Annotated in this window: 27 protein-coding genes and 1 pseudogene; 10 read left to right on the top strand and 18 right to left on the bottom strand. The window is 51.1% G+C overall.

Annotated elements, in window-relative coordinates; all coding sequences use genetic code 11:
* Positions 1-260: 260 nt before the first annotated feature.
* The 3 genes from OOF89_RS16910 to OOF89_RS16900 are packed head-to-tail and all read right to left on the bottom strand — an operon-like array spanning position 261 to position 2067.
* On the bottom strand, positions 261-566 hold the full coding sequence (locus OOF89_RS16910; protein WP_266080651.1) for a rhodanese-like domain-containing protein: 306 nt from the start codon (positions 564-566) through the stop codon (positions 261-263).
* Positions 563-862: a sulfurtransferase TusA family protein gene (locus OOF89_RS16905; protein ID WP_266080743.1), complete on the bottom strand. Its 300-nt coding sequence runs from the start codon at positions 860-862 to the stop codon at positions 563-565. Before OOF89_RS16905 ends, OOF89_RS16910 begins: the two co-directional genes overlap by 4 nt.
* A 41-nt stretch (positions 863-903) precedes the next feature.
* On the bottom strand, positions 904-2067 hold the full coding sequence (locus OOF89_RS16900; RefSeq protein WP_266080650.1) for a YeeE/YedE family protein: 1164 nt from the start codon (positions 2065-2067) through the stop codon (positions 904-906).
* A gap of 1006 nt (positions 2068-3073) precedes the next feature.
* On the opposite strand from OOF89_RS16900, the gene OOF89_RS16895 reads away from it, so the two are divergent.
* Positions 3074-3310, top strand: coding sequence for a hypothetical protein (locus OOF89_RS16895; RefSeq protein ID WP_266080649.1), 237 nt, complete (start codon positions 3074-3076; stop codon positions 3308-3310).
* Positions 3311-3361: 51 nt separating this feature from the next.
* Here OOF89_RS16895 and OOF89_RS16890 read toward each other — a convergent pair whose 3' ends face one another.
* Together OOF89_RS16890 and OOF89_RS16885 are read right to left on the bottom strand one after the other, a co-directional pair.
* Positions 3362-4303: a M78 family metallopeptidase domain-containing protein gene (locus tag OOF89_RS16890; protein ID WP_266080648.1), complete on the bottom strand. Its 942-nt coding sequence runs from the start codon at positions 4301-4303 to the stop codon at positions 3362-3364.
* Positions 4304-4769: 466 nt separating this feature from the next.
* Positions 4770-5525, bottom strand: a complete 756-nt coding sequence (locus OOF89_RS16885) for a DUF7260 family protein (RefSeq protein WP_266080647.1) — start codon at positions 5523-5525, stop codon at positions 4770-4772.
* Positions 5526-5731: 206 nt separating this feature from the next.
* On the opposite strand from OOF89_RS16885, the gene OOF89_RS16880 reads away from it, so the two are divergent.
* Positions 5732-6301, top strand: a complete 570-nt coding sequence (locus OOF89_RS16880; RefSeq protein WP_266080646.1) for a TATA-box-binding protein — start codon at positions 5732-5734, stop codon at positions 6299-6301.
* A gap of 185 nt (positions 6302-6486) precedes the next feature.
* Here the strand turns inward: OOF89_RS16880 and OOF89_RS16875 are convergent, their stop codons facing one another.
* A complete protein-coding gene (locus tag OOF89_RS16875; protein WP_266080645.1) occupies positions 6487-7134 on the bottom strand; it encodes a DUF7509 family protein in 648 nt (215 codons plus the stop codon).
* Between the two features lie 95 nt (positions 7135-7229).
* Here OOF89_RS16875 and OOF89_RS16870 point away from each other — a divergent pair, with 95 nt between their 5' ends.
* On the top strand, positions 7230-7622 hold the full coding sequence (locus tag OOF89_RS16870) for an ArsR/SmtB family transcription factor (RefSeq protein WP_266080644.1): 393 nt from the start codon (positions 7230-7232) through the stop codon (positions 7620-7622).
* Between the two features lie 56 nt (positions 7623-7678).
* On the opposite strand, the gene OOF89_RS16865 is transcribed toward OOF89_RS16870, so the two are convergent.
* On the bottom strand, positions 7679-7981 hold the full coding sequence (locus OOF89_RS16865; protein WP_266080643.1) for a hypothetical protein: 303 nt from the start codon (positions 7979-7981) through the stop codon (positions 7679-7681).
* 127 nt (positions 7982-8108) lie between these two features.
* On the opposite strand from OOF89_RS16865, the gene OOF89_RS16860 reads away from it, so the two are divergent.
* Together OOF89_RS16860 and OOF89_RS16855 are read left to right on the top strand one after the other, a co-directional pair.
* On the top strand, positions 8109-8804 hold the full coding sequence (locus OOF89_RS16860) for a nucleotidyltransferase domain-containing protein (protein WP_266080642.1): 696 nt from the start codon (positions 8109-8111) through the stop codon (positions 8802-8804).
* The gene (locus OOF89_RS16855) at positions 8797-9309 is read left to right on the top strand and encodes a DNA-binding protein (RefSeq protein WP_266080641.1); all 513 of its coding nucleotides are present in this window, start codon (positions 8797-8799) and stop codon (positions 9307-9309) included. The genes OOF89_RS16860 and OOF89_RS16855 overlap by 8 nt, the downstream gene beginning before the upstream one ends.
* A 30-nt stretch (positions 9310-9339) precedes the next feature.
* Here OOF89_RS16855 and OOF89_RS16850 read toward each other — a convergent pair.
* The 10 genes and pseudogenes from OOF89_RS16850 to OOF89_RS16805 all read right to left on the bottom strand — a co-directional run.
* Positions 9340-9858, bottom strand: a pseudogene (locus OOF89_RS16850) (RNA polymerase subunit sigma-70); the annotation flags it as partial.
* Entirely contained in the window at positions 9789-9965 is a 177-nt protein-coding gene (locus tag OOF89_RS16845; protein ID WP_266080640.1) for a hypothetical protein, read from the bottom strand. The gene OOF89_RS16845 and the pseudogene OOF89_RS16850, both read right to left, overlap by 70 nt.
* Positions 9966-10137: 172 nt before the next feature.
* Positions 10138-10629, bottom strand: coding sequence for a hypothetical protein (locus OOF89_RS16840; RefSeq protein WP_266080639.1), 492 nt, complete (start codon positions 10627-10629; stop codon positions 10138-10140).
* Between the two features lie 118 nt (positions 10630-10747).
* Positions 10748-11116 (bottom strand): hypothetical protein, encoded by a 369-nt coding sequence (locus OOF89_RS16835; RefSeq protein ID WP_266080638.1) that lies wholly within the window; start codon positions 11114-11116, stop codon positions 10748-10750.
* 87 nt (positions 11117-11203) lie between these two features.
* Entirely contained in the window at positions 11204-12595 is a 1392-nt protein-coding gene (locus tag OOF89_RS16830; protein ID WP_266080637.1) for an ATP-binding protein, read from the bottom strand.
* A gap of 294 nt (positions 12596-12889) precedes the next feature.
* Positions 12890-13381: a hypothetical protein gene (locus tag OOF89_RS16825; protein WP_266080636.1), complete on the bottom strand. Its 492-nt coding sequence runs from the start codon at positions 13379-13381 to the stop codon at positions 12890-12892.
* 129 nt (positions 13382-13510) lie between these two features.
* A complete protein-coding gene (locus OOF89_RS16820; protein ID WP_266080635.1) occupies positions 13511-13951 on the bottom strand; it encodes an SWIM zinc finger family protein in 441 nt (146 codons plus the stop codon).
* Positions 13952-14506: 555 nt separating this feature from the next.
* Positions 14507-15031: a hypothetical protein gene (locus OOF89_RS16815; RefSeq protein ID WP_266080634.1), complete on the bottom strand. Its 525-nt coding sequence runs from the start codon at positions 15029-15031 to the stop codon at positions 14507-14509.
* Positions 15021-15368, bottom strand: coding sequence for a hypothetical protein (locus OOF89_RS16810; protein WP_266080633.1), 348 nt, complete (start codon positions 15366-15368; stop codon positions 15021-15023). The genes OOF89_RS16815 and OOF89_RS16810 overlap by 11 nt, the downstream gene beginning before the upstream one ends.
* Positions 15365-16303 (bottom strand): MarR family transcriptional regulator, encoded by a 939-nt coding sequence (locus OOF89_RS16805; RefSeq protein ID WP_266080632.1) that lies wholly within the window; start codon positions 16301-16303, stop codon positions 15365-15367. Before OOF89_RS16805 ends, OOF89_RS16810 begins: the two co-directional genes overlap by 4 nt.
* A gap of 1058 nt (positions 16304-17361) precedes the next feature.
* On the opposite strand from OOF89_RS16805, the gene OOF89_RS16795 reads away from it, so the two are divergent.
* A complete protein-coding gene (locus tag OOF89_RS16795) occupies positions 17362-17610 on the top strand; it encodes a hypothetical protein (protein ID WP_266080631.1) in 249 nt (82 codons plus the stop codon).
* A 4-nt stretch (positions 17611-17614) separates the two neighbouring features.
* Complete coding sequence (locus tag OOF89_RS16790; protein WP_266080630.1) at positions 17615-19714, top strand: type B DNA-directed DNA polymerase; 2100 nt, start codon at positions 17615-17617, stop codon at positions 19712-19714.
* A gap of 37 nt (positions 19715-19751) precedes the next feature.
* Here OOF89_RS16790 and OOF89_RS16785 read toward each other — a convergent pair whose 3' ends face one another.
* Positions 19752-21863, bottom strand: coding sequence for a DUF262 domain-containing protein (locus OOF89_RS16785; protein ID WP_266080629.1), 2112 nt, complete (start codon positions 21861-21863; stop codon positions 19752-19754).
* 539 nt (positions 21864-22402) lie between these two features.
* On the opposite strand from OOF89_RS16785, the gene OOF89_RS16780 reads away from it, so the two are divergent.
* The 3 genes from OOF89_RS16780 (at position 22403) to OOF89_RS16770 (ending at position 24448) form a co-directional block, all read left to right on the top strand.
* Positions 22403-23119: a hypothetical protein gene (locus OOF89_RS16780; RefSeq protein ID WP_266080628.1), complete on the top strand. Its 717-nt coding sequence runs from the start codon at positions 22403-22405 to the stop codon at positions 23117-23119.
* Positions 23101-23655 carry a DNA polymerase domain-containing protein gene (locus OOF89_RS16775; RefSeq protein WP_266080627.1) on the top strand — a complete coding sequence of 185 codons (555 nt, stop codon included), beginning with the start codon at positions 23101-23103 and terminating at the stop codon, positions 23653-23655. Before OOF89_RS16780 ends, OOF89_RS16775 begins: the two co-directional genes overlap by 19 nt.
* Before the next feature lie 154 nt (positions 23656-23809).
* Positions 23810-24448, top strand: a complete 639-nt coding sequence (locus OOF89_RS16770) for a hypothetical protein (RefSeq protein WP_266080626.1) — start codon at positions 23810-23812, stop codon at positions 24446-24448.
* The last annotated feature ends 17 nt before the right edge of the window (positions 24449-24465 follow it).

Here is a 24465-nt window from a genome sequence, read left to right as displayed (position 1 = left end):
AGGAGTAATGGCACCAGATCCGGAACTTGTCAGAGCGGCCTCGCCACATGCTAGATAATTTCTGCCACAATTAAATGCTTTGTGGTGCGCGAAAAATCAAGCAGTTTGCCAATGGAAATTCCTCATACCTCACCGACTGTTGAATAATTTCTTACAATTTCATAAATATAAAATTACTGACGCTGAGATATGCATGCTCTATTGGCGGGAGATGAGCTCATATTTGAGGACTCAACTGCTATTTGTGAGAATCGTTATAGTCACTTGTTTGATTGGCGGAGTGGGCCATCCCACTTTTTATACCCTCCAGACATGCTTGCAACAATCACATCATCAGCGTACGCGTCGATAAGACGAGCCGCCTGTTGGGATGTCTGACCAACGTAGCAAGCGACTACTACTTCGTCGTTCCACTCTCGTTCGTCAACCACTTCTTCGAGATTGTCCAATGGAACATTCTCTGCCCCAGGAATGTGTCCCTCCGCAAAGGAATCTTCATCTCTGATATCGATCACGTCGGCAATCTCAGTGTCGACATCAGTGGGATCGATTTGTTCAACCGTCATTGTTTCCAGAGATATATGCGATAGAGACCATTTCCACTCCTCCACACTTTCGCTTCTGCGTCGTCACCAACCGCTCGTGGAACGTTCTCAGTTGAAGGGACGTGGTCAGTCTCCTGTACGAGTAATGCTCCCTCATCTAACTGCTGGACTGCTTTCTTGGCCTCGACTTGAGGATACGGACAGACTTCGCCGGTCATGTCTTGCACCTCTGCGGCTTCTTTGACCAATTGTGTTGCCGTTTCGTCGTCTAGTTCGTCTGGGCTATCCGTTACGTCGTCTAGTGATGGTCCGGTCATGGTTTCGTAGTTTTTGGATTCGTTGCTTGACGTGCGATACATTACACAGCACAGCCGATATCTCGGTATATCCAATGGGTCATAACGTATACACCGGCGACAATGCCGATGGTCGCGATAAACGAGTGGATCGACAGTTCAGCGAGACCAGAATAAATGTTCCCGATATTACATCCCGGGGCGAGGCGAGACCCTGCACCCATCAATAATCCGCCACCAACGGCATTAGGGATACGTCTGCGCTTTGGGACGCGAATCGAGAAATCACCACTCCAGTATGCGGCGATGAACGCGCCGATAATGACAGCCGTGATCATAATCATATCAACGGTGATATTGACACCTTCACCCTTGAACAGCACCGATCCCCAGTAGGTGTATGACCCGCTGTCGAGACCTGCCTGTTTAAGCAAGTATCCAGTCCAGCGAGCTTCAGGTCCGGTAACACCGACGATGGATACCTGTGTAAACCACAAAGCCGCAAGAACGGTGATACCGAGTGCGGCAGTAATCGGGTTCCATGGACGTTTCGATGCAGCAACCCAGTTGTCTATTTCTGTAAAGCCACGAACATACTGCCTTGTCCCATGGACAAGCGATTGGAACCCTGCGACCGTTGCGGACGTCCGTCGCCCACCGTCGGTGGCAACGGTCTGATCGACGGTACCATTCCGTTGCTCGCGTCCGACGACTGTTGAATACACAAGGACAACGCCGACCGTGACCAGCAGCGCGAGCATTGGTGCTGGAACCGGCGAGACGGTAAACAAAGACAGTCCTTCACCGAACGTCAGCGGATCAAAGTACACGGTCTGAAGTGTCGGGAACAACAGGGTGAACACAGTGTATCCAATGCCCATGGAAACAAGCGTGAGCCAAAAGTGAAGGTACCCTTGTCCAGCCCGATAGAGTGTACCACTGGCACATCCACCGGCATACGTCATTCCGACTCCGAAAATGAAGCCGCCGATAAGGCCGGTTAGGCCCCAACCAGGCGTCCAAAATTTCTGGTAATGGCCCAGTTCGTAGGCGATGCTCCAGAACAGCATTGTGATCGTCGTGGCTGCGAGAACGCCCTTTGTCACTCGCGAATCCTTGAATGCGAATAGGTCGCGAAACGCGTGGACGAAACAAAATCGGCCTTTCTGGAGAAAGATTCCAAGGCCGATTCCGACAACCGCTGCGATCAACAATTGTAACACCATACACTTTGAGGGAAGAACTTCATCCTTTAATCGCTCACTCTCACGACTACTCTCTCCGACAGCTATGACAGGCCTTTACTTGAAAGAATGGCGAGCAACATCTTATCTCACGTCATTTAGAGTGCAATGAGTTGACTAACGGTGTTGTCCCAACATAGACTCTAACAATATTTGCCGCAATCACGTGACCCAAACCTGCTGAGACAGCACAGAACCGCGCATAGTGGGAACAGTTTTCCTTCGATATCAAAGCTCCCGAGGATTCGTCGTAGTCACCAATGAAAGTCACGACCAGCCTGCTAAGTACCAATACACGGTCTCCATCAACGGCGTGACCGCAGAACTGGTGGTCTGTATCTGTCCGCATCACATCCACCGGAATGTATTCTGCAAATACATGGCCACTGTCGAGAACGCAACCGACAACCGGACGCTCGAGACATTTCCATCCGAGGACGACAACGTTGCCGAATCAGAAAACTGCGATTGTGACTTCCTTAACGGGTTCTCGTGCTGGCCGCGCGTGCGAACGGGAACGGAAGGAACTACCGAACTAACTTGCTTTACTTTTCATCCATGGTACTATTCTGAGTTTCTTATAGAGTTAATATTAAATCTATCGTATATTTGAGATGTCTCTATTTAAGCCTCAGTAATCGAATTCTGAACCACAACCAAAATGATTATTTAATCTATTCTCTCTGATTACTATTTAAAATATAGATTTGGTATGTTTAGATGTTAGTTTAATGTTATTCACTCTGGGAGCTATGATCTACTCTGTCAAAGGCACTTGCTACAACATAATCAAGTCAATAATCCTCTATCGAGTGGTTGCCGTTATTGACATCCGCTAAGATAGTGTCTGTGAGGAAAGAATTAGATTGGATTAGAGCATTTGGTGAATCGACCTGTTTACAACTCTGCAATAGACAGAAATCAAATAAAACAACTCTGTGTTGTGTCCGAAGATTTACGTCGCTACTTCGTGTTTTTGCATATATCGATGATTTCGAACCGCCGATCGCCACTCACGCCACTTGCGCAAGAATCACTCGATGCGCTTGCAAGTGCACTTCCGAGTGAGGGTGAGATCACGTACGAGCAAGCCTACGCAACTCTCAAAGATCGTGAGGAGCTTGAGCAGCCTGCTGCCGAAGATATCATCGAACGACTCTACATGCGAGGCCACATCTACGAAGTTGAAGGAAAGATCCGGCTGACGGATTATCGACCTGAATAGCAAGCATTGGCTCGGTGATAAAGCCGCATTCGGCGCTCGAATTCAACGGTCCTACACGTACTCACGTCTCGTTTCGACTACCTCGATAATTGTCGCTGCCGTCGTCCGGATTCGTCCGAGTCGATCTTGAATCGCGTCCGAATCATCGTCCTGCCATGCTGCGAGGTAGAATGCTGAGCCACTCGTGTCCAACCCAACGTATCGACCAACGATGTACGCGACGGCTTCTGCTTCGACTTCACGTTTCGATCGCTCACACGCATCGTCAACATCGAAATGTAGCAGTGCGTGCGCGTATTCGTGGATGAGCGTCACCGCGAGATCCGCCTGATTTGCCCGTGCTTTCACTTCGACGATGGGCTGAAGATCGTACAGACTCCGCTGTTTGCAAACACCTTTCGCCTTGCCGTGTTCCCAGTCATCAGCGTCGACGATACGAACCGTCACATCAAGCTCATCAGCTGCGTCTTGAAGAGTAGGAACGAGATTTTCAGCATTTCCGATTGCTTCGGTCTCGAGCTCAGGAAGTGGTTCACCCTCCGTCTGAGATACATCGAACACAGCCGTGGGTTTGAATCCGACGAGTCCTTTCGACCATGCTTCAGGTGGTGTCTCGTCATATTCACACTCACTTTGCTCGTGGTAACTGGGCGAATTCTCGCAGTTGGGGCACTGCTTTGTAATGATCGGTGCCCAGATCCAGATTCCGTTCTCGCCTTCCTTCACATGGCGATCGAACTCAGTTCGCCAGGTGTTGTACCCAGCGACCTTCGTCGCGTTCGGACATTGAACGGTAATCAAGAGCGTGTTCCGATGGGAGTAGTCATGGAATTTCGACTGGACATCTAGCCACTCTTGGAACTGTTGACTCGTTCTCGCCTCGTCAGTCAAGGAAGTGAGGTCGTCAATCCATTGTTCGATCGTACTGTGCATCTCGTCACGCCGGGTGTCGAAGTCGTCGAACGACACCGCAGAGTTAGAACTCGTCGCCATTGATTTTCGAACACGGGCGCTTTTATCGAGCGCCCCGCACCCCTTGGGGGCCAAGAAAACTTCTTAGTGAAGTCGTTCGATTTAGGGTATCTGTGTCTCTTTGGGGGTACTGTCGAATCTATCATACCGTCTGATTTAATGTATGGTTAAGAAAAGGCCGAATTTTTTATTGCGTTGAGTCAGAGAGGACAGATGAGATGGCACTCCCAGGTATAGTGCGACAGTGGCTCTCAATGGATGAGAACGTTATTCGGGAGTGTCGCCACTGCGGGACATCACTCGACTCGACCGAACAGCCGTGCTCTACCTGTGGATCGACTGAAACCGTAGAATTCGACGTTTCGTAATCCATTTCGACGCAGGATGGGCGTTCGCATGACCTCTAACGCTGATTGCTAGTAGATCGGTTACAGTCATCATCGCAAAATCGAACGCCCACTTGATGGTTTGTCACTCCCGATAAACATCAGTTCGCACTTGCCCAATGGCGAAGTTCGATGCGATCGAGCAGCTGGCGAGTTGTTGCAATGGCCGCCAACCCTGGATAATCGGTGTCGAGGTCAGAATAGACATACGTTGTGAATAATTCCTCATTTGATCGCTTGCGCTGGTGCAAATACGATTGCTGATCGCGTGTCAGATCATCGAGCTGCTGCTCAATTGACGTGAGTCGATCGGTGCACTCTTCGAAAGCAAACTCACCTCGTTCGATTGCAGCTAACTCCTCACCAACGTCAATAAGCGAACTGTGGAGTTCCTCGAGTTGCTGTCGCTCTGTTGTCACCATCGAGTATGAGTGCTGGCGGGTTTCGATCGCCTCCTCACTCGCGCTCTTGAGTTGATCCCACAACGGTTGGGACCACATCTCTGACCCGCTTGCCAGTCCGGCTGCCACCTCGGGACTGAATTCATTTGTAATGCTCTCCAAGACGGTGTTCTCACCATACTCGTCTTCCCAATGGTCGACTGCAAGGACTGTTTCACGGTACGCTTTCTGAACCGCACTCGAGAATGTGTGTGAGGTAGACGATCGTGATTGAACTGTACCACGCAGTGAACCACCATCTGCTCGATACGGATGCGGCGGAATTTCGTCGAGCCGGTCGAGAAAGTCCTCGAATGCGTCGATTTCAGCTTGAACTTGGGATTCTTCGTTGCTAATGAGTTGTTGTGCGCTCGAAAGCGACGTACGGTCAATTAACCGGCTTCTATACTGTGACATTGCTATTGATTAACACACAGAAGAACTGGCTATTATCTCTATTGTTTAGGGCAACATTAGATACTAAATAATATCGTCTTCTCCGGTATCGAAACGCCGTGACGGTTGTGATTGCACTTCCACTAATATGGGTACATGTGAGAACGCTACTTCTATAGTTATGATACACCGGTTGAATCATTATCACACAAACTAAGAGTTATTCAATGAAATCACAGCCCTCATCAACACACATCGAGATCGAGAATATTGTTGCGGTTTCTAAAGTTGACCAAGAACTCGATGTTGCTCAAGTGGGTGCAGATCTACCGAGTGGCACGTATGATGCCGAGGAGTTTCCCGGTGTGATTTGTCGAATCCAGACGACTCCGGCGACAATGTTGCTGTATCGCTCGGGGGCAATCATCAGTACTGGTGCAAACAGCATACAAGACGTAAAAAGAGGATATCGTGAACTGTTCACTCAACTTCGTGAGCTTGGAATTCCTGTGACAGAAGAGCCATCGATTTCGATTGAAAATCTGGTTTCGAGTGCTGATCTTGAAACATCGCTCAATCTCAATGCGCTCGCTATCGGCTTAGGACTTGAAGAGAGTGAATATGAACCCGAACAATTTCCAGGACTGGTGTACCGACTTAAGGAATTGTCAATTGTTGTTCTCTTGTTTAACAGCGGGAAACTCATCATCACTGGAGCGAAGTCAGAAACCGAGACACAAAGAGGCGTTGAGCAGGTCAAATCACGCCTTTCTGAACTCGGGTTCTTGAGTGCGTAGTTCATCATCTGTTGAAGTTTACACCTCATTTGAGAGATGATAATCCAGAAAATTGCCGTGTTGACTCGAGATACTTTATTAATACCTTTCCAACTATGTTCAAAGAGTTCCGTCGTTTCGACACGTGTCCCCTTGCGGAGTGACCGACTGCTACAAGACCGGGAAGAGCGAGCAGAGGGGAGATATCACTTAAGCTGTGGGAGGTCGCCACGCTGTTCGCGTCGTGCGAGATCACGGATGAACAACCGAAGTTGATGGACGAGATCATCACGGTCGTCATATGAGTAAATTCGAGCGTCCCACCGATCTTGAACGGCAGCGATCATTGCACTCCGGACACCGGATTCGTGAATGAACAGTATTCGTTCCTGATGTGCGGTCGGCGCTTGCTCATCGTGCTCACGAAAGATTGCCTCTAGAACGGATCCAGTCTCAATGCCGACGCCGAGGTTATCACCGATTTTGGGAACGATGTAAATGATGGCGTTGCTTGCGAGCGCGAATTCGATACTTTGGGTTGCAGCGTCCATCTCCTCTAGCGGGATGTCGATATCGACGGCCAGAAACGCGTTGACACCTGGCTCAGTCCGAAGTCGATCGCGGGCATACAACAGCAAATCGAACACTGCTTCTTGCTGGTCAAGGTCGGCGTCCGATCCGACAAGTGCACCGAAGTCCACTGTTTCTGGGATCGAACGGAGGATCTCCCGCTCGTCGGTTTCAGCCGTGTCCAGAAGTGCATCGACGTCAAATGTCTTGTATGGCCCCATCAGATAGACGAGAAAGTGTGAGTGAGCTAGCTCGCCGAGTTCGTCGAGTAGACGGTCGCGCATTACACTTCCATTTCGCGTCAGTATATAAATAGGCTGTTTTTCTGTAAGTGCTGAGTCAGCGAGTACTTATGCATCTGTGTGAGTAAGTACTTAATATGGCTGAAACCGATCGTTCGTCCCCCGACGCGGATGATCTGGCAGGACTCTTGCCGGAACACAGTCTCCTCTCTCTCGAACAGTATCTAGCCATGCAGCGAGCTATCGGGAATGAAACCCGCTTCCGAATTCTCCATTTTCTCACCGAAACAGGAGCTCACAGTGCAAAAGAACTCGAACGGAGCCTTGACCTTCCCTCAAACACACTCCACTATCATCTCGATGCACTCGTCGATGTAGGACTCGTCGAGAATCGAAAACAGAAGACACCCGGCAGCGACGGGCTCTACTCGTACTACCAGGCTACCTCACTCGGTGAGGGGATACTTGACCACGGCGTTCGAGAACTGATGCGCGAGGAGTGGGATCTCCTCGACGCGTATGGTAAGTAACGTAACAGAGAAGTACGTTTCCGTCTCGAACGAAAATTGAAACAATTTCTCACCAACTAATAGTGGACATCCGCCGGAATGATCCACGGCTGCTCGTCGGCATTGAGTACATGCTCAAGATGTTCCTGATTGCGAATCGCGTCGCCAAATTCGGTGTACTGGTAGAGTGATGGCCCACGATACGCCCCAAGATTGTAACAGGCGTACCGAGCGAGATCTTTGTCGTGCATGAACTCATCATCACTGAACTCGTTGACCGCCGTTCTCACTCGTTCGAGATTCCGTTCGAACTCCTGTCTGGTTGCCTCCCAGCCACGTTCTACAAGCTCCTCGCCGCCGGCTGAATCAACTGGGGCCACGACTGGGAGTTCGCCTCAGAGCCCTCAAGGCGACGACAAACAGTGTTCTCTGACGAGGAGTTGTCCTGCCCAGTAGTACATCGTAAGATACTTTAAATATTGTATTGTCAGAGCAAACGTGTTAGGTATGGCAAAACAGAATGGCTCGGACGACGAGACCACGAGGTCGAATGAGGGGGGAGCTATCCAGCTTCCAGTTCCGGCACCGAATCCGGAGTTGTTTCGATATAAAGCCACGAACGATATCCTTCGACTGCTCATCGATAACCCATACGAGACTTTCACAATTCGGGAATTGAGTCGGCTCACCGAACACTCGACGTACTCCATCAAGAGTGCCGTCGATATTCTTGAGGACAACGGCCTCGTGACCGCAGAGGCCGAGGGCAATCGGCGTCCAGTCGGTATCAATCGGTCCAGAGTAACCAAGCCGGATGATCCAGTCCTTCGGATTCCACAGTCGGAGTTTCACGAGCCTATCCGAACGGCGCTCGACCGACTCCACACGGGACTGGACGACGTCCGAGGTGTCCTCGTTTTCGGGAGTGTCGCCCGAGGACAAGCGGACAGGCAGAGCGATATTGATCTGTGGGTGTTGGTGGAAGATTCACGCGGCGAGCAGCATCGGGCGAACGAGATCGCAACGGAACTCGGACAGGAACGGTTCGACGGGGAGCGATACGAGTTCCAAGTGATGGTTGAGTCAATTGAGTCGGCCCACGGCTATGCCGACCGACTCACAGATATTTTCACGGATGCGATCACGCTCCACGAGAGCGAGGCACTCCGGAATCTCAAGGAGGAGGTGTTGACCAATGCCTGAGGATTCATCGTCGGTTCTCGACGCGCTTGATCGAGCTGAGGATGCATTTGGCGGCTACACGACCGGCGCACCCGAGTACGAAGAAAACCTCGATCCGGAGGCGAATCAGCCGCCGGTCATACAGCTCCGAAAGGCGTGCCGTCTTCTCGACGCATGCCGTACCCTCCGTAAACACGATGGCTACCATACGAGCGTCATCGAGATGTCGTTCGCAGCCATCGAGCGGAGCTTGGAATTCTATGTCCTATCTGCATCGAACGACTCGATCGACAACTTTCAGAACCATACCCGAGCCTACGACCGTGCCGCGGCACTCGGTGTCTTCTCCGAGGAGACGGCTCGCCGTCTCCAGACGCTCTACACTGACAATCGATCGGCAGCGTATTATCGCGATACGGTTGCAACCGCTGAGCAAGCTGAAATGATGTTCAGTCTTTCCGTGACGACCCATGACCACGTGAAGAATTTCAGTCAGCAGTCTTACGAGTGCTGCTGCAACGATTGAACCTTTGTAGAGAGCTGTAGGGAATTCCAGTCAGTCCATGCGGTAGTTCGCATCAGTGTCGATGTCGTTGTACATCCGTCCGAGCATGTCGAGTGCTGATTCAAAGGTCGCGTAGTCCTCGTTTGCGAACGTCACGGTTTCCTGGAGTGAGATGACGGGTCGTCCGTCGACCATCTCGGCCTCGATCTGTGACCGTGGTTCGAGGACGACCTGGATGGCGCCGTTGAGGTCATCGGCGGGCTGGCGTTCCTTCGCAGTTGGGATTCCGAATCGATCGAAAAATTCCGTCCAGGTGTCGACTTCGGACTCGTGGACGGCAATGAACAGCGGATAGTCCTCCGGATCGCGAGCAACTTGGTAGCCACCACAGTTCCAGACATAGATCGCATCGATGGCAGTGAATGCATAATCCATACCCGCGAACTGCGGGAGAACATACGCTTCTGAGATCGACGGTGGCGAGATATCTGCTGTCGCAGTCAAAAACTCGAGACCGACGTCTCGAATCGTCTGATCGACGAGATGGAGGCCATTATCGTACTCAGTATGAGTGAAACGCCGACATCAGTTCGTTCGACGTACTCCGTTTCGGTTGACGACTCGCGATTTGGATCCGATTCGATGTCTGTCTCAGGTACTGTGTTAGGCTCAGTCATGTGTATCCTGCGAAGGTCTCTGTCTGCCCCCGCACCCTTTGAGGGGTGAAAAACCGTTCTTGTCGCTTCACTCGTGAAGGAGGACCGTTGCTCGACTTAACCAACGTCGATCGCAGTAGAGTCGTACTGTTGGTTAATCTCTGAGCGAGGAGGATTCCTTCGCGGTGTTTGCTTAGTAGTGGACATCCGCCGGAATGATCCACACCTGCTCATCAGCACTGAGTACATGATCGAGGTGTTCACGATTGCGAATCGCATCGCCAAATTCAGTGTACAGGTAGAGCGACGGGCCACGATACGCGCCGAGATTGTAACAAGCGTGGCGGGCGAGATCTTTGTCGTGCATGAGTTCCTCATCACTGAACTCAGTGACCGCCGTTCTCACTCGTTCGAGATTCCGTTCGAACTCCTGCCTAGTAGCCTGCCAACCACGCTCGAGGAGTTCCGCTCCGTCTTCGGAGTCGACTGGTACGACGACCGGAAGGTCGCCCCACCGAGCTTTTCCTGCAACGGACGACCGCTCGTCATCGAACATCACATAGTAATCAAAGATGGCAGCATTGTCGGGGCCAGCGCCAACCAATCGGTCGAACGCCGCTTTTGCGCATGCAAGTGCCGTCTCTTCGGTCGATGCTTCTACGAGTGCATAAATTACCTGGTGCATATCAGTCACCTCGCCGACGCATTGGTTCGACACGACTCTATCACACAACACTTCATTTGTGCGCCGGCACCCATCGCCGGCGCCAATAAAATCTTCCTGCAAGAAGTGCAGATTCACACTATTCGTCAGGAAGATCGCGACGCCCGGATCGCACACAGGGCCAACACGGAAATCCACCAGGCCCATCACAGTCACAGTCCGCTGGTTGGTCACAGTCACTGTCTTCCGCATTGGCTTCAGGGTTGTTCTCAATTTGTGTTCCACCGTCTGCAACAAGGGAATGGTCTGTCGCCGCTTGCAGGTGTGGAGTTCGGATTGCAACGCCAATCTGGTGTTTGCACGTTCCTTCGTACCGAGTATCTGCAGGACTCTCACAGGTGATGGGATCTTTTACCTTGTCGAGTTTTTTGACAAACCGTTCTTGTGGTTCGATTTCAAGTTCCTCGAAAAGTTCGAGTGCTTTCGGTGTCCACTCGATTTCAGTCATATGAGATCGAGCGCGTCGAAAATGAATACCATATACTAGAGATGTACCGTCTCGAAAAAACAATGACGAGCGGTGTCGGACATAGTGCTACCGTTTGAGTGCCGTGACGACGTCATCGACCGTGAACAGTCGGAGATTATCGCGCTCTGCGGCAGCTTCTTCCACGGATGGCTTGAACCCGCTCCGTGAAAACAGCGCGTACTCATGCGTTCGCTCTCCTCCGTTGGCTGGTGTCCAGCGCAGTTCTTCGACGTGATTTAGAAGATTTGAGAACGCGTCGTATCCAAGCGGCGATTGCTGGAACTTGCACTCGCCTGTGATGAGTGTTTCTTCGTTTGTGAGCCCCACGACGTCGATTTCGTGTTCACCATACCACCACTGTCCCCTCTCTGTAATTGTGTACTCCGGATAGAGTGTCCGAACGGCTGAACAGCAGAGATCTTCGAAGACCTGACTGACGAAGTCCGGAAGCTCTGGTTCGATTACAGCCTCGTAGGCGTTATCTCCGAGTTCGTCGTATCGGTCACCGGTGCCGTAGACGAAGTGGAACCAGAAGCGGAAAAAGTAGTCGCGGATGCGATAGCGACTTCGCTTGCTCCGTTCTTTCTGTTCGGTCACCGGGACATGCTGGTCGACCAATCGAAGTCGTGACAGTCGCTGGAGGTACTTCGATAGTTGATTGTAGTCGATGCCGGTCGTGCCAGCAATCCCGTTACGGCTCGTGTTCCCGCCGGCGATAGCTTCTAATATCGAAAAGTACCGGGTCGGTTCGGCGAGTTCCATCCGGAGGACATAGTCGGGTTCGTTGTGGAGCGACCCGTGACGTGAGAGGATCGTGTGGTGAATGTTCTCTCCGAGGCTTACGTCGGGAGCGACTTCTTCGAGATAGTACGGGACGCCACCGAAGATACCCCACATGAGAACCTGTTGGTCGGCTGTGTAGTTCTCGGGGAAAAATTCCATGGCAGCGTCGAACGGGAGTTCCCTGATATCCAACTTCAGTGACGAACGGCCATAGAGTGGGCTGTTCCCGAGGAGGGCTGCTTCCTCCATCATGCTGATTGAGGACCCGACGAGAACGATGGTCGCGGTCGAGTCGTCGAGTTCGTGGTCGAACATCGCCTGCAGAACGGAGGGAAGACTCTGATCCTGTTCGACGAGATATGGAAATTCGTCGAGGACGATGGTCGCATCCTGTTCAGTGAGGTAGCCGAGAATTGCATCCCAGTCTTCACGAATCCGTGAGAGCCCGGGATACGTTTCTGATGCGGTTTCGATGAACTGCTGGAGTTGGAGGTTAGATGTTTTCTGCTTCGCTTGGTAGACGACTGCGTCATTGTCGTCTTGGAGCGAGTGCTTGACGAGTTCGGTTTTGCCGAGTCGTCGTCGCCCAAAGATGACTGCAAGCGTTGCCTCATCTGCCTCGTAGAGGCTGTGAAGCCGAGAGAGTTCCTCAGTTCGGTTGACGAAGGCGGCCATACTCGTCACTAGCATCTCGCCCAATATAGTACTTCGTATAACCGTACTCTGAAGTATCGTACTTTGAAGTATCATTACTGCGAGTACAGTCATCTTTCTGGTTCATATTCAAACCATAAGAATCACTGTTTGTCGAGACGCTCACTTTCGAACGCCTCGCACCCTTCAGGGGGCGAAAAAATGCTCGTAATTAACTCGGGAGAATGGTACTTTGCCCAGATTAACCAACACTACTCACAAAGTTCCGCTAGTGTTGGTTAATCGCTGAGCGAAGAGGATGTGACTACTGGTTGCTTAATAGTGGACGTCTGCCGGGATGATCCACAGTTGCTCGTCGGCATCGAGCACGTGATCGAGGTGTTCACGATTACGAATTGCGTCGCCGAACTCGGTGTAGAGGTAGAGCGACGGGCCACGATACGCGCCAAGATTGTAACAGGCGTGTCGAGAGAGATCTTTGTCGTGCATGAGTTCATCGTCACTAAACTCGGTGACCGCCGTTCTTACCCGCTCGAGATTTCGTTTGAACTCCTGTCTGGTTGCCTCCCAGCCACGTTCTAAGAGTTCCGTTCCTTCGTCGGAGTCGACTGGTGCGACGACCGGAAGTTCGCCCCACCGAGCTTTCCCTGCGACGGACGACCGCTCATCGTCAAACGTGACGTAGTAATCAAAGATGGCAGCATTGTCAGGACCAGCGCCGACCAATCGGTCGAACGCTGCTTTTCCGCATGCAAGTGCCGTTTCTTCGGTCGATGCCTCTACGAGTGCGTAAATTACCTGGTGCATTTTGGTTACCCTGCCAACACACTGATTCGACACAACTCCATCACACAACACTTCATTTGTGCGCCGGCACCCATCGCCGGCGCTAATAAAATCCTCCTGCAAGAAGCGCAGATTCACACGTGATTTGTACTACTCTTCCAGGAGATCGCGACGCCCGGATCGTACACAAGGCCAACACGGAAATCCACCAAGCCCATCACAGTCACAGTCCGCTGGCTGATCCGTGTAACTGTCTTCTATATGGGTTTCAGCATCCTTCTCAATCTGTGTCCCGCCGTCTGCGACGAGGGAGTGGTCTGTCGCTGCCTGCAGGAGTGGTGTTCGAATCGCAACGCCAACCCGATGTTTGCATGCCCCATCGTAACGGTCGTCCGCAGGACACTCACAGGCAATCGGTATCCCGTCGCGAACGGTGACGAGATATTCATGGTCGACTGGATTCGCGTGACTCGTATTGCGAACGAGGACACCCCTCGCTGTGAGTGAACATTCGAGGGCTTCGTACTGGGCGCGCTTTGCGACTCGCTTACTGTACCTCAGATGGGACAGGACGTGGTTTTCACTGGACATTGGCTCTCCACGAGGCACATACAGCGTACCCCGCACCCGTCAGGGGGTACAAAAAACAGCTGTACGTCGTCTCCTGTCTGTTTGCTTCTCACTCGAGGATGTCGAACACATCGACTCTTTGTACTCCTTTCCATGTTGTTTTCCAGTGATCTCCTCGATGAGACCATCCGCTTCGAGGTCGTCGGCAATCTTATACGCGGGTCGACGCGAGACATCGAGGTACTTCACAAGGTCGGGTGCTGTGAAATATGGATATTGGTGCAACTGACGAGCGAACGTGTTCGTATTTAATCGGAATTCCCGAGCTTCGGCTCTACTGGGAGCGTTTCTGGAGATTAGTACAGATTCGAATGTTTCGGGATATGTCTTCCGGGTGTCTTGTCCGGAAGCTCTCGCGTGGGCATTTCTGTGGTACCCTTCGAAGTCTATATTCGTATAGTCATTTTTATACTGGGTATACGAGTGGGGTATGAGCGAGCGTCTATGTGAAGCATCGAGTGGAGATGGTACATTGTCAACGCTTATCGAGACTCTACCTCTAGAAAGGAAAACTAGTTATGAGATTGATACAGACTCGGCAATCGATACCCTTTTTCTTTCACGTACCACGATCTGCTTCTCTTCAAGACGGTCGATAGCTGCCTCAACAGTATCGGTATCATCCACAGACTGTTCTTTATCAACGATTTCACGACAGACGTCGTCTATAGGACGTTCGCCATCCGTGAGTGCAACAAGGACTTCCCGCTCGGTGAACGCCTGATCTGCAAGTCGTCCAACCTCATCAGTGAACGTGGATGGGAGACCATCGAACCGTGATATCGTCTGTTCGAGCGTCATCAGTGGGTGTGCGTAGTCCAGTACCTGTCGTGCTTCGACTGTCCCTCTATTGACGGGAAGTTGCTGCTCGAGTTCTGTACGCACTATTTCGAACGAGAGTCCCGTCCGAATCAGCGTCAGCATATCCTCGGGGTCGTACCCACGACCAGCGACACCCTTCAGCAGAAACATATCCTCTTTTGCCAATGTAAATGCCCGGATGGACGTATCCGTGTAGACGTGTTCTGCTCTATCCCGCATTGTTGCTGACAACCGAAGTTTGCCCCACGATTTGCTCTTCGAACAGATCAACTTGTACGCCCATGTCACTCGACAGTTGGAACGTACGACCAACATCGTCGAATGCAGCTGTCGGTTCACTATCGATGTTGAATCCCATTTCGAGCAGTGCATCCCGAAGGTGTTCGAATTCCGTCGAAACACCGAGAACAAGATCGATATCTTTCGTCTGATCTTTCAGACTGTGTGCCGTCATTGCGCTTCCGCCCACGAGATAGACTGCGACATCTTGGTTCAACTCGTCGTTCACGTCCTGTAGGAACGAGACGACTGCCTCACGGCCACGAAAGACGGTCATGCAGTCACCTCGTACTGTTGTTTGAGCATCTCGAAATCACGTTCAGTCGGAATATATCTTGAATCGACCGCCTCGCTCTGTAGAAACGAGAGCATCTCCTCGACGATCGATTCGAGGTCGTAGTCGGCTGCAATGGTTCGGAGTCGGTCTTCATCGTAGCCTGCACTAACAACCAAGAGGAGTGCATAGCTCGTTCGCCGTTGGTCAGTACCTGTCCGGAGTGTATGGCAGACGAGTTGTTCGACGCTCAACTCGGTGTCGAGTTCAGAGTAAAACAGCGGAGGCTGGTTCGCCGAGAAGAACTGGAGTCCATAGCCCGCGAATCGAGCAAGTCCCGTTACAATCCACCGGTTCGTCTCGACTAACCGCTCCCGGTCGTCCTCAGTTTCGACGGCAACGAGGGCTTCAGCAGGCGTACACCAAAGGACAGTTGCACTCGATGCGAGGGTTCGTGCCCGCTGTTGGTGTTCATGCTCGACGACCGCGTGTGCGAAGGCGACGAGTTCGCCGAGATCATCAGCGATCTCGAATCGTGGTCCATCCTTGGTTATGATTGCGCGCTCTCGTAATGGCTTGAGCAGCTGATACACACGTTGGCGTGTTATCGGAAGACGATCGGTGATTTCACGAACCGTTCGTGGCTGATCTAGAAACCAGCAGACGTGTAGTGTACGATGCGAGAGGAGTGCTGGGAAGTCGATATGAGGGTGTTGGACTTGTAGTCGCCGGTACGTTGTGTAGACAGTGGTTTCAACCGGAGAAACGAGTCGGCGATTACGGTCGCCATGCCGGGTGACGACGAGACCATCCGCTTCGAGTCCTTCAACAACCTCGTGGATGCGACTCATGCTGTATCCCGTCTGCTCATGCAGCGCCGTAAGTGATTGTTCATCGGATACTGCGCCAAGAACCCGAAGCTGTGCTTTCCCTACCATGGTAAGTAATAGTGAATCCATATATATGAGGTTTCGGTTTAGCTTTACAAGCACACTGGGAGGCTATCCAAGAGTTGTTAATCAAATCGATAGACTGCGATCCCATCGTGGTCACAGTTCGGACAGTTGGTCGCCTCGACCTCAACCACTGTACCACACTGGCGACACTCCGCAATGACGGTGCTTTGTGACCGGCCAAGAAGCTGCGTCAAGAGATCTCTCATGCAAATTTCGCTCCCTGAACAGGCCACTGGTCGTCGATAACAAGCCTACAGTCCTCACAGCTGGTCACAACCACGTTCGTAGTGACCCGGCCGCCACATCTGGGACACTGGTTGGTTAGTTCGCTCGGTACGTCTTCATCGAAGCCGGTCGCGTAGCTGTTGCTGCGTATCATCGAAATCACTCTTCATCGAGACGCTCAGTCTGGAACGCCCCGCACCCCTTAGGGGGCGAAAAAACGCCTGGGTTAGGTCAAATTGTCAATTAACGAGCGCGTTTAACACGATTCACTGCCGATATCTTGTGTCTGTGGTTAGTATAATATACTAACCTAATCCTGTTCAATGCCTTGCCCGTCGAGAACCGGACTTTCGGAAATCCGAATCGGAAACGGATGGAACAGTATCGGATTCCACCGCCCTTGCCGAACGTTCTGATCCTGATTGACCGCGGTAGAGTCGCGTCAAACTGCGTCAGCTGAGGCGGAATCGAACTATCGATACCCTCGTTCCAGCTGTCAGTCAGACCGATGTGGAATTCAGCACAAATGTATCGGCCAATTCGTTCCACATCAGCTCGTCTTCATCGAGATTTGGTGCACAAAATGTGGGACTCAACGTGGCCGAATGGTCAGAGACAGCGTGAGTGTCCGGTGGGTTTCTATTGATGACATGGACCAGGCTCCACCACCAATGGAGAGCGAGTGATCCACCCTTTGCTGCGCTGCCCAGCACGGTAGTCACTCGGACTGGTCGATGTTGATACGTTCTGTATTGGAATATTCGGAAGCGACCCTGGCTTGCCTAAGGGGATCTTGGTAGTCGTGTTTACCTGCAATGAGCCAAACCAGCCATATTGAAGCAGGATGGGACGAGTATCGACGAGCGCTTCGACCGACTGATCAAGCAGTCTTTGATCGACTCTTCGAGTATGCTCAGTTGCATACCGATCCCAGCACGGTCCACAAGCCATTGTTCGTCGAGACGCCGATCCTCATCTCGATCCTCATCGAACAGCAGCGACAACTCGACGATTTGGAAGACCGGCTTGATCACGTCGAGGACGATTTGAACGGTCAGGGATGAGGCGATGGTGTACAAAATCGACTACCTCGACGGCGACGTCCTCACCTGGTCGGTGACCGAGATGGGGGTGGAGTGTGAAGTCGATGAGTCGTATACGCCGACAATCTACGTCTCTGTTCATGGTGACGGTGATTTTTCCACAGCGCGTGCTGCACTCCGTGACCATCCCGCTGTTGGTCGGGTTGCTACGGTTGATGAACGCGTGAGCTTCCGCCACGTTCCCGAGCAAGTACTTCGAGTGGATGTGGTTGACCTCAAGGCGGTCAACTCGGTGGCCCGAATGGTGAGCAAGTGGGGTTCGCCTGGTGAGTATCGCTGCTACAACGTCGATTTCTCGCGGGAGTTTCGCTACTGTCTCGAAACGGAGATTGACCCACTCCCGACCCGCGAACTCTCGGAGATGCAGATTGCTGTCTCGGAGACGGAGCTTGCGAGTGATCAAGTCACGGAACTCACGATCGAGGATGAGACGGTGACCGGGAGTGGGGAGGACGTGCTAACCACACTGTCGGCTCGTGTTGAGCGTGTTGACCCCGACGTTCTGTTCTTAAATACGAGCGACCTCATTCCAGTCCTGTTCCAGCAGGCCGATCGGCTCGACGTGGAGTTCCAGCTTGGACGACGTCCAGGGTGGCAGCAGTTGGCAGGTGAATCAACCTACGAAAGCTACGGGCAAGTCGGGCACTCTCCAGCACGCTACAATCTTCCTGGGCGGGTGATCATCGACGGCTCGAATACGTTCATGTGGAATCAGACAAACCTCGACGGCTGTCTGTATCTCGTCGAACAGTCGGGTAAGCCACTGCAGGAGTTAGCGTGGTCATCGATCGGGAATATTCTGACCGGGATCCAGATCCAGGAAGCTCGCGAGCGCGATGTGCTCGTGCCCTGGCGGTCGTGGCGGCACGAGAAGTTCAAGACGATGCGCCAACTGCACGATGCCGACCGGGGTGGGTTCACGTTCGCGCCGGATGTTGGGTTACACGAGGATGTCCACGAACTCGACTTCTCCTCGCTGTATCCCAATATCATCGTCACGCGGAACGTGAGTCCCGAGAAGATTCGGTGTGAGTGCCATGCTGGTCGGGAGGACGTGCCGGGCATCGGGTATTCGATTTGTGACGAGCGGGGGTATCTTCCGGACGTGCTTGAGCCGTTGATCGAGGACCGTGATGCGATCAAAGCCGAGATTCGCGAGACTGAGGATGAAGAACGTCGCGATGAACTGGAAGGCCAGTCCAGTGCGATCAAGTGGATTCTAGTGTCGTGTTTCGGTTATCAGGGGTTTTCGAATGCGAAATTCGGGCGGATCGAGTGCCACGAAGCGATCAATGCGTATGCACGGGAGATTCTGTTGGAGACGAAAGCAGTGCTCGAGGAGAACGGGTGGCGCATTGTGCATGGGATCGTCGATAGCGTGTGGGTGACGCCAATCGACGGCGAGGAACAGACCTCGTTGTCTAAGCTTGTCTCTGAGATTTCTGAAGAGGTGGCAATTCGGCTTGAGCATGAAGCCCACTACGACTGGATATCGTTCGTGCCGTTGCGTGATTCGGATGCTGGTGCGTTGACGAAGTATTTCGGAAAGGTCGCTGGCGAAGATGAGTACAAGTATCGAGGTATCGAGTGTCGTCAGCGAAGTACGCCCTCGTATATCGACGAGGCGCAGCAAACGTTGATTCGAGCGGTCGATGCGTATCGTGATCCAGAGGCGGTTTGTGAGGAACTACGGTCGTGGGTTGATCGACTTGAGCGAGGGGCGGTCGGTCCGAGTGAGTTGGTGATTACGAATCGCGTTTCGAAGAAGAAGGAGGACTACACGCAATCGACGCGGAGTGTAGCGGCGTTAGAGCGGGCGGCTGATTTGGGGTTGGCGCGGTCGCCAGGTCAGAGTGTGTCGTATGTTGTGGTTGATGATGCGAAGAAATCGCGAGAACGGGTGCTGTTGGCGAGTGAAGAATTAGACGTGTATGATGTCGGGTTCTATCGGGAGTTGTTGATTCGCGCTGCGGCGAGTGTGTTGTCACCGCTAGGCTGGCGTGAGAAACGCATTAAGCAATTTCTCGCGAGTTATGACGAAGTCAGTCTCAACTCGTTTCTCTAAGCATTCCACGTTTAGCGACGTTCGTAGGGCTTGTGAATTATCTCTCTATTTTTAACTTCTCTTTGAATATTTGTTCCTGTTCTTCATCTAATGCGAGTCGCCATTCGTACTGGTCTCCCATCCACTGAGCCGGCATGATTGAACGTCTGAACTCCTTGGAATGTTTGGCAGTTAATCCCGCGAGAATCCCCGACAATCCGCTACTTCCATCGACAGTTTCCCCATATTCTTCTTCTATTCGTTGGATTAGCTCGTCTGTCCCTATTGGAGCCTCAGCATCGTACAAAATACGAAACATCGCTTCTTGCTTGTTGGTCAACCGTTCGAAGAAACTAGGGGGGAAATATCCAACAAAGTCTTCAGGGACATCCTCTATCGATTGCTCAATCTCTGGTGGCTCTATCGACCAATTTTCAAGGGCAAACTCCACAAGGATATCTTCTCGACCGTCGATTTCTACTCTAAAGAACTTTTTGTAGTCAGCCAACTCCCGTTGCACTCGGAGGGCTGAGGATTCGTAGTCCTTCTCGCGACTGCCACTGGCTCGTTTCTTTTCTGCGAATGGCAAGTTGCCGTAGGAGCTATTCCAGTATCGACTGGCAATAGTCAGGTTGCCCAGTCGATGAACGTGTTCATCAAATTCACCGACTAAATTCTCCGGAATAGCAGCTTCCGGCAGTTGTCGGGCAAGAATATGTTCAACTTGGAACTCAGGTGAGAGGATATGTGAGACGTCCTTGAGTACTTCTTCGCCAGCCTCTGAATCGATTTGTTGGCCATACTTGTAGAGCAGATACTTGGCGTCTCGACTGGTGGTGCTGTTGTAGAAGCCAGGGTCGCGAAGATTTCGTTCAAATCGGTCATCGGAAGTGTACCGATCCGTTATAGTATCGATCTTCATCACAATCTCCGGAGGTTCGAGCGACCGGTCGTTATGTATCTCATGGGCGAGCCGGACTAATCGGCCTCTCCCTGTATCTGAACGGCGGCTATCGATCGCATACATTCTGAAGACCAACGTTTCACACGCTTTGATGATCTTGGCGAATGCTTCTGGTTCATCATCGCCGAATCTGAGATATGATGCCATCAGTACGGGAAGAACATTCGCCAGTCTCCCAAGCTCCAATAATTCCGTCAATAACGGTTGGACCTTCTCCGGGCGGTTTTTTGGCTCGAAAATAGCCGCAAATGCCGAAGCAGCTTCTCGGAGATCTTGGACATAGTGATCAATCTCTTTCTGCACTTGTTCAAGATCTCCAGCTCGATATTGCTCTCGTAACCGGTTTTTCAAGGTTTCAAATCCGTTGAAGTACTCATTAGAATCGTATCCATCGTAGATACCCCAATGGAATCGCAGGAAACTGTCTTCATCGAAATCATTGACCCGCTCGTGGCCAGTAGTGAGCACGAATAGCTCCCGGTAGATGCTCCCAAACCTATCCTTGATTTTTTCCTCTAATGCTCCATTATTGCTGGAGCGATCGTCCATATACATCAGGAAACTCTTCGTCTTATCTAGGGTCGACAGAGACCTCCCACGATCATTCAAACTCTCGAAGATCGAAGCAGCTTCTGATTCGTCGTCTATTTCTACGACATTTATTCGACAATCATACCGAAGCTTCTCGACCAGCTTTTGAATTGTTCTGCCATCGTCCAATTGTTGGAATTCGTGCTCAAAGAATTCGTAGGCCTGTTTGAGTCGGTCTTGAGACGGCGTCTCGGTCTCAATTGTGGCGGACCCTAGTAGGCTATCGCGGAAATATTCCTTGTCCTGGTCTTGCGGGAGCAATCTCGGTCGTTCTGTGACCGGAAAAAGAAGATTATCCTCGTCAAGTGTATTGGCCACCGTATCATCGAATTGTGCGGCCACATGGAGAAAAATGACCGCAGAGGTCAAGCGTTGTTGCCCGTCAACAACATCAAATTTCTCAAACCGTCTGCCACGGTCCGTTCGGAATTGCTCCTCTTGCTTGTCTAAAATGATGTTCCCAAAGAAGTGTGTCTTTCCCTTGGGAAGATAGAGCAAATCCTCCAGTAAGTCTTGAAGTTGCAGTTCTCTCCAGGAGTAACTTCGTTGGTAACTGGGAATATCGAATAATCCGTCTGTTAGAAGAGAATCCAAGTGTACCGTTCTGGTTTCCATGATTAGTAAGAACGATTAATTACTAGGATAATAATTTGTTCGCTCTCATCATTTCTGATTCAGAATCTCGCAGTACTGAATATGCGACCTATGTCCGGCCCTCATCCCGCAATAGATGACCTTAAGTTGGCATTCAACCGTTAGCTCGGGACACTTCTGCATGTTCTCAATCAAGTCGTCTTCGAAAGTCACTGGTGAGGTAGTCGATTATACCACAATGTTCCATCTGGACTAAGTGATTGATCTCGGATAGTGGCGTCGTCAAAATGGAGGTTCGAAAAACTCCCGTGATTATACCATCATAATCCGCGACCATCGTTCGTGGTCTCTGTATTAGCTTCGTGGACGCGCATCCATCCTGCCAAGTCCGGATTGCCGTTAACTCTCATTGCGTCGCCCGCTGACAGCATTCGGAACTCTCTGTAAGTTGCATGGTTAGTATATTATCCTAACAACGGCGATAAGAGAAATCTTGCTCGATTCACCTTTTCTATTCACTGGACTATGCTACTAATAGCGTGCATTTATGAGAACAAAATATGTACTCAGAAGTCGTCGAAGAGATCGCACGCGAATTCGTAGATAACCCTGCAGATTTCGTCACCGAGTACGATCTCCAAGCTCGACATCACGAATGTCTACGAAACAAACTCCGAACGCAGGATTGTCTCTCTGCAGAGGTTGAGCAGACCAGTTTCGAAAACACTACCAGCTACAAGCAAGACCAATGGCAGGCTGTTCAATCGGCATTCTTAGAACAAGGTCTCACTCGGGTTCATGGTGAAGTCTCCAAAGAGAAAAACAATCGATTCGATATTGTTGTCCTGAACGAACGGCTAACGCATCCAGTTCGATGGATTGACGGCGTGAAGAAATTCGATGAGCGTGATTTTAGCGCAGTCATTGAACTCAAATTTGTGAAAAACAAGGATAAATTCCCGACCCATGCACGGTCAACAAGACTCGGATCGCACCACGAAGATGGAGAGATTCAAGACGAACTCGACTTCGGCCCAAACAAAATCAAAGAAGATCTCGAACGTCTAACCGACTTACCGGATTCGGTCGAGACGTATCTCGCACTCTATTCAAATAAGAATTATCTCTACACCGAGCCTGTCTCGGAAAGAGAGCGTAACTACCACGAGTACTCCCGGATAGGTCGTCTCGCACGACAGCAAATCGAAGAGATGGCAAATGAAACGAACGTGTTATATGCCATGCCACGCGGCTACACTTGGATATCCGAACAGTAGTTGATACTCATAGAAATGAAGAAGCCGGGGAAGACGAGTTCAAATATCGGGGAATCGAGTGTCGTCAGCGGTGTTCGCTATCGTATCTCGACGATGCGCAGAAAGCGTTGATTCGAGCGGTCTATGCGTATCGTGATCCAGAGGCGGTTTGTGAGGAACTACGGTCGTGGGTCGATCGACTTGAGCGTGGGGCAGTTGATCCGAATGAGTTGGTGATCACGAATCGGGTTTCGAAGCGACGGGAGGACTATACACAGTCGACACGGAGTGTAGCGGCACTAGAGCGGGCGGCTGATTTGGGATTGGGACGTGCGCCTGGGCAGAGTGTGTCGTATGTGGTGGTGGACGATGCGAAGCAGTCGCGAGAGCGGGTGCTGTTGGCGAGTGAGGAGCTTGGTGAGTATGATGTCGGGATCTATCGAGAATTGTTGGTTCGTGCAGCAGCAAGTGTGTTGTCGCCGCTTGGGTGGCGGGAATCGGATATTGAGGAGGAATTAGGGCAGTATACCGAGTCGAGCTTACAATCATTTGTTTGAAAATTGTGGAATGTAGTTGTTAATACAACTCTTGTTTCAAGCGGTGCCAGATCAGAGTTGACGGTGAGTCAATTTCTATACTCTTAATTAGATACAGAGTAGTCAATACAGTAAATAACTGAATATAAATACTTCTAACTGCTATATTTTTCACATGAAAATAGATTACTGGATATCCGAATTAGGACGGATTTTCGAGCGAAGTACAGAAGCAATTGAAAACGAATATCAGGATGCGACCGAGCCATTGGCCGAGGATTTCAATCGCGTACTATTAAAACTACAAGATGAGTTCAAGGACAATGAAATAATCATCGACACAAAACAAGTAGAAGGACGTACAGAAGGAGGATCTGTTAACACTCCCGAATTTAGTACGTATATACCTTCCAAACGGCGTGACGAAGCTCTACATGAAATTCGATCCGGATGTGAGCGAATTGCAAATGCGTTAGATTACGAACTCCCTGAGCGGAAAAATGGAAACGATACCACGAACCGAATGGTGATGGTATCTGTCGATTCAAATCAAAATGTCCAGCAAGAAGTAAACCAGCAAGTGACTATTGAATCCATCATGGAATTGATACAACTTGATCCACAAGCTGCTGCTTATCAAGATGAACTCCAAGAGATTACTGAACAATTTGACGATGAATTAGAAAGTGATGATCCTGATCCAGGTAGGCTGAGGCAGTTTATTGACGATGCTAAAGGGTATAGTACAAGTGTTGCTGCTAAACTTGCCATGCTTGGACTTCAGGCAGGTGCAATCGATATCCTCGGCCTCTAAATCATAGAAGAATTTAG

This window comes from Haladaptatus caseinilyticus (genome assembly GCF_026248685.1).
In the GTDB taxonomy this organism is placed as follows: Archaea; Halobacteriota; Halobacteria; order Halobacteriales; family Haladaptataceae; genus Haladaptatus; species Haladaptatus caseinilyticus.
The sequence above is the reverse complement of the archived record's forward strand: the minus strand, read 5'-3'. Positions and strand labels throughout refer to the sequence as shown.

Coding starts and splice junctions, on each gene's coding strand:
- OOF89_RS16780 (WP_266080628.1), top strand. CDS start 22,403: ATGTACTCAGAAGTCGTCGAAGAGATCGCACGCGAATTCGTAGATAAC.
- OOF89_RS16880 (WP_266080646.1), top strand. CDS start 5,732: ATGAAATCACAGCCCTCATCAACACACATCGAGATCGAGAATATTGTT.
- OOF89_RS16810 (WP_266080633.1), bottom strand. CDS start 15,368: ATGACCGTCTTTCGTGGCCGTGAGGCAGTCGTCTCGTTCCTACAGGAC.
- OOF89_RS16785 (WP_266080629.1), bottom strand. CDS start 21,863: ATGGAAACCAGAACGGTACACTTGGATTCTCTTCTAACAGACGGATTA.
- OOF89_RS16900 (WP_266080650.1), bottom strand. CDS start 2,067: ATGGTGTTACAATTGTTGATCGCAGCGGTTGTCGGAATCGGCCTTGGA.
- OOF89_RS16835 (WP_266080638.1), bottom strand. CDS start 11,116: ATGACTGAAATCGAGTGGACACCGAAAGCACTCGAACTTTTCGAGGAA.
- OOF89_RS16795 (WP_266080631.1), top strand. CDS start 17,362: ATGAGCCAAACCAGCCATATTGAAGCAGGATGGGACGAGTATCGACGA.
- OOF89_RS16875 (WP_266080645.1), bottom strand. CDS start 7,134: ATGCGCGACCGTCTACTCGACGAACTCGGCGAGCTAGCTCACTCACAC.
- OOF89_RS16820 (WP_266080635.1), bottom strand. CDS start 13,951: ATGTCCAGTGAAAACCACGTCCTGTCCCATCTGAGGTACAGTAAGCGA.
- OOF89_RS16870 (WP_266080644.1), top strand. CDS start 7,230: ATGGCTGAAACCGATCGTTCGTCCCCCGACGCGGATGATCTGGCAGGA.
- OOF89_RS16890 (WP_266080648.1), bottom strand. CDS start 4,303: ATGGCGACGAGTTCTAACTCTGCGGTGTCGTTCGACGACTTCGACACC.
- OOF89_RS16895 (WP_266080649.1), top strand. CDS start 3,074: ATGATTTCGAACCGCCGATCGCCACTCACGCCACTTGCGCAAGAATCA.
- OOF89_RS16840 (WP_266080639.1), bottom strand. CDS start 10,629: ATGCACCAGGTAATTTATGCACTCGTAGAAGCATCGACCGAAGAGACG.
- OOF89_RS16855 (WP_266080641.1), top strand. CDS start 8,797: ATGCCTGAGGATTCATCGTCGGTTCTCGACGCGCTTGATCGAGCTGAG.
- OOF89_RS16815 (WP_266080634.1), bottom strand. CDS start 15,031: ATGCGGGATAGAGCAGAACACGTCTACACGGATACGTCCATCCGGGCA.
- OOF89_RS16770 (WP_266080626.1), top strand. CDS start 23,810: ATGAAAATAGATTACTGGATATCCGAATTAGGACGGATTTTCGAGCGA.
- OOF89_RS16860 (WP_266080642.1), top strand. CDS start 8,109: ATGGCAAAACAGAATGGCTCGGACGACGAGACCACGAGGTCGAATGAG.
- OOF89_RS16905 (WP_266080743.1), bottom strand. CDS start 862: ATGACCGGACCATCACTAGACGACGTAACGGATAGCCCAGACGAACTA.
- OOF89_RS16830 (WP_266080637.1), bottom strand. CDS start 12,595: ATGGCCGCCTTCGTCAACCGAACTGAGGAACTCTCTCGGCTTCACAGC.
- OOF89_RS16910 (WP_266080651.1), bottom strand. CDS start 566: ATGACGGTTGAACAAATCGATCCCACTGATGTCGACACTGAGATTGCC.
- OOF89_RS16825 (WP_266080636.1), bottom strand. CDS start 13,381: ATGCACCAGGTAATTTACGCACTCGTAGAGGCATCGACCGAAGAAACG.
- OOF89_RS16790 (WP_266080630.1), top strand. CDS start 17,615: ATGGTGTACAAAATCGACTACCTCGACGGCGACGTCCTCACCTGGTCG.
- OOF89_RS16805 (WP_266080632.1), bottom strand. CDS start 16,303: ATGGTAGGGAAAGCACAGCTTCGGGTTCTTGGCGCAGTATCCGATGAA.
- OOF89_RS16885 (WP_266080647.1), bottom strand. CDS start 5,525: ATGTCACAGTATAGAAGCCGGTTAATTGACCGTACGTCGCTTTCGAGC.
- OOF89_RS16845 (WP_266080640.1), bottom strand. CDS start 9,965: ATGACTGAGCCTAACACAGTACCTGAGACAGACATCGAATCGGATCCA.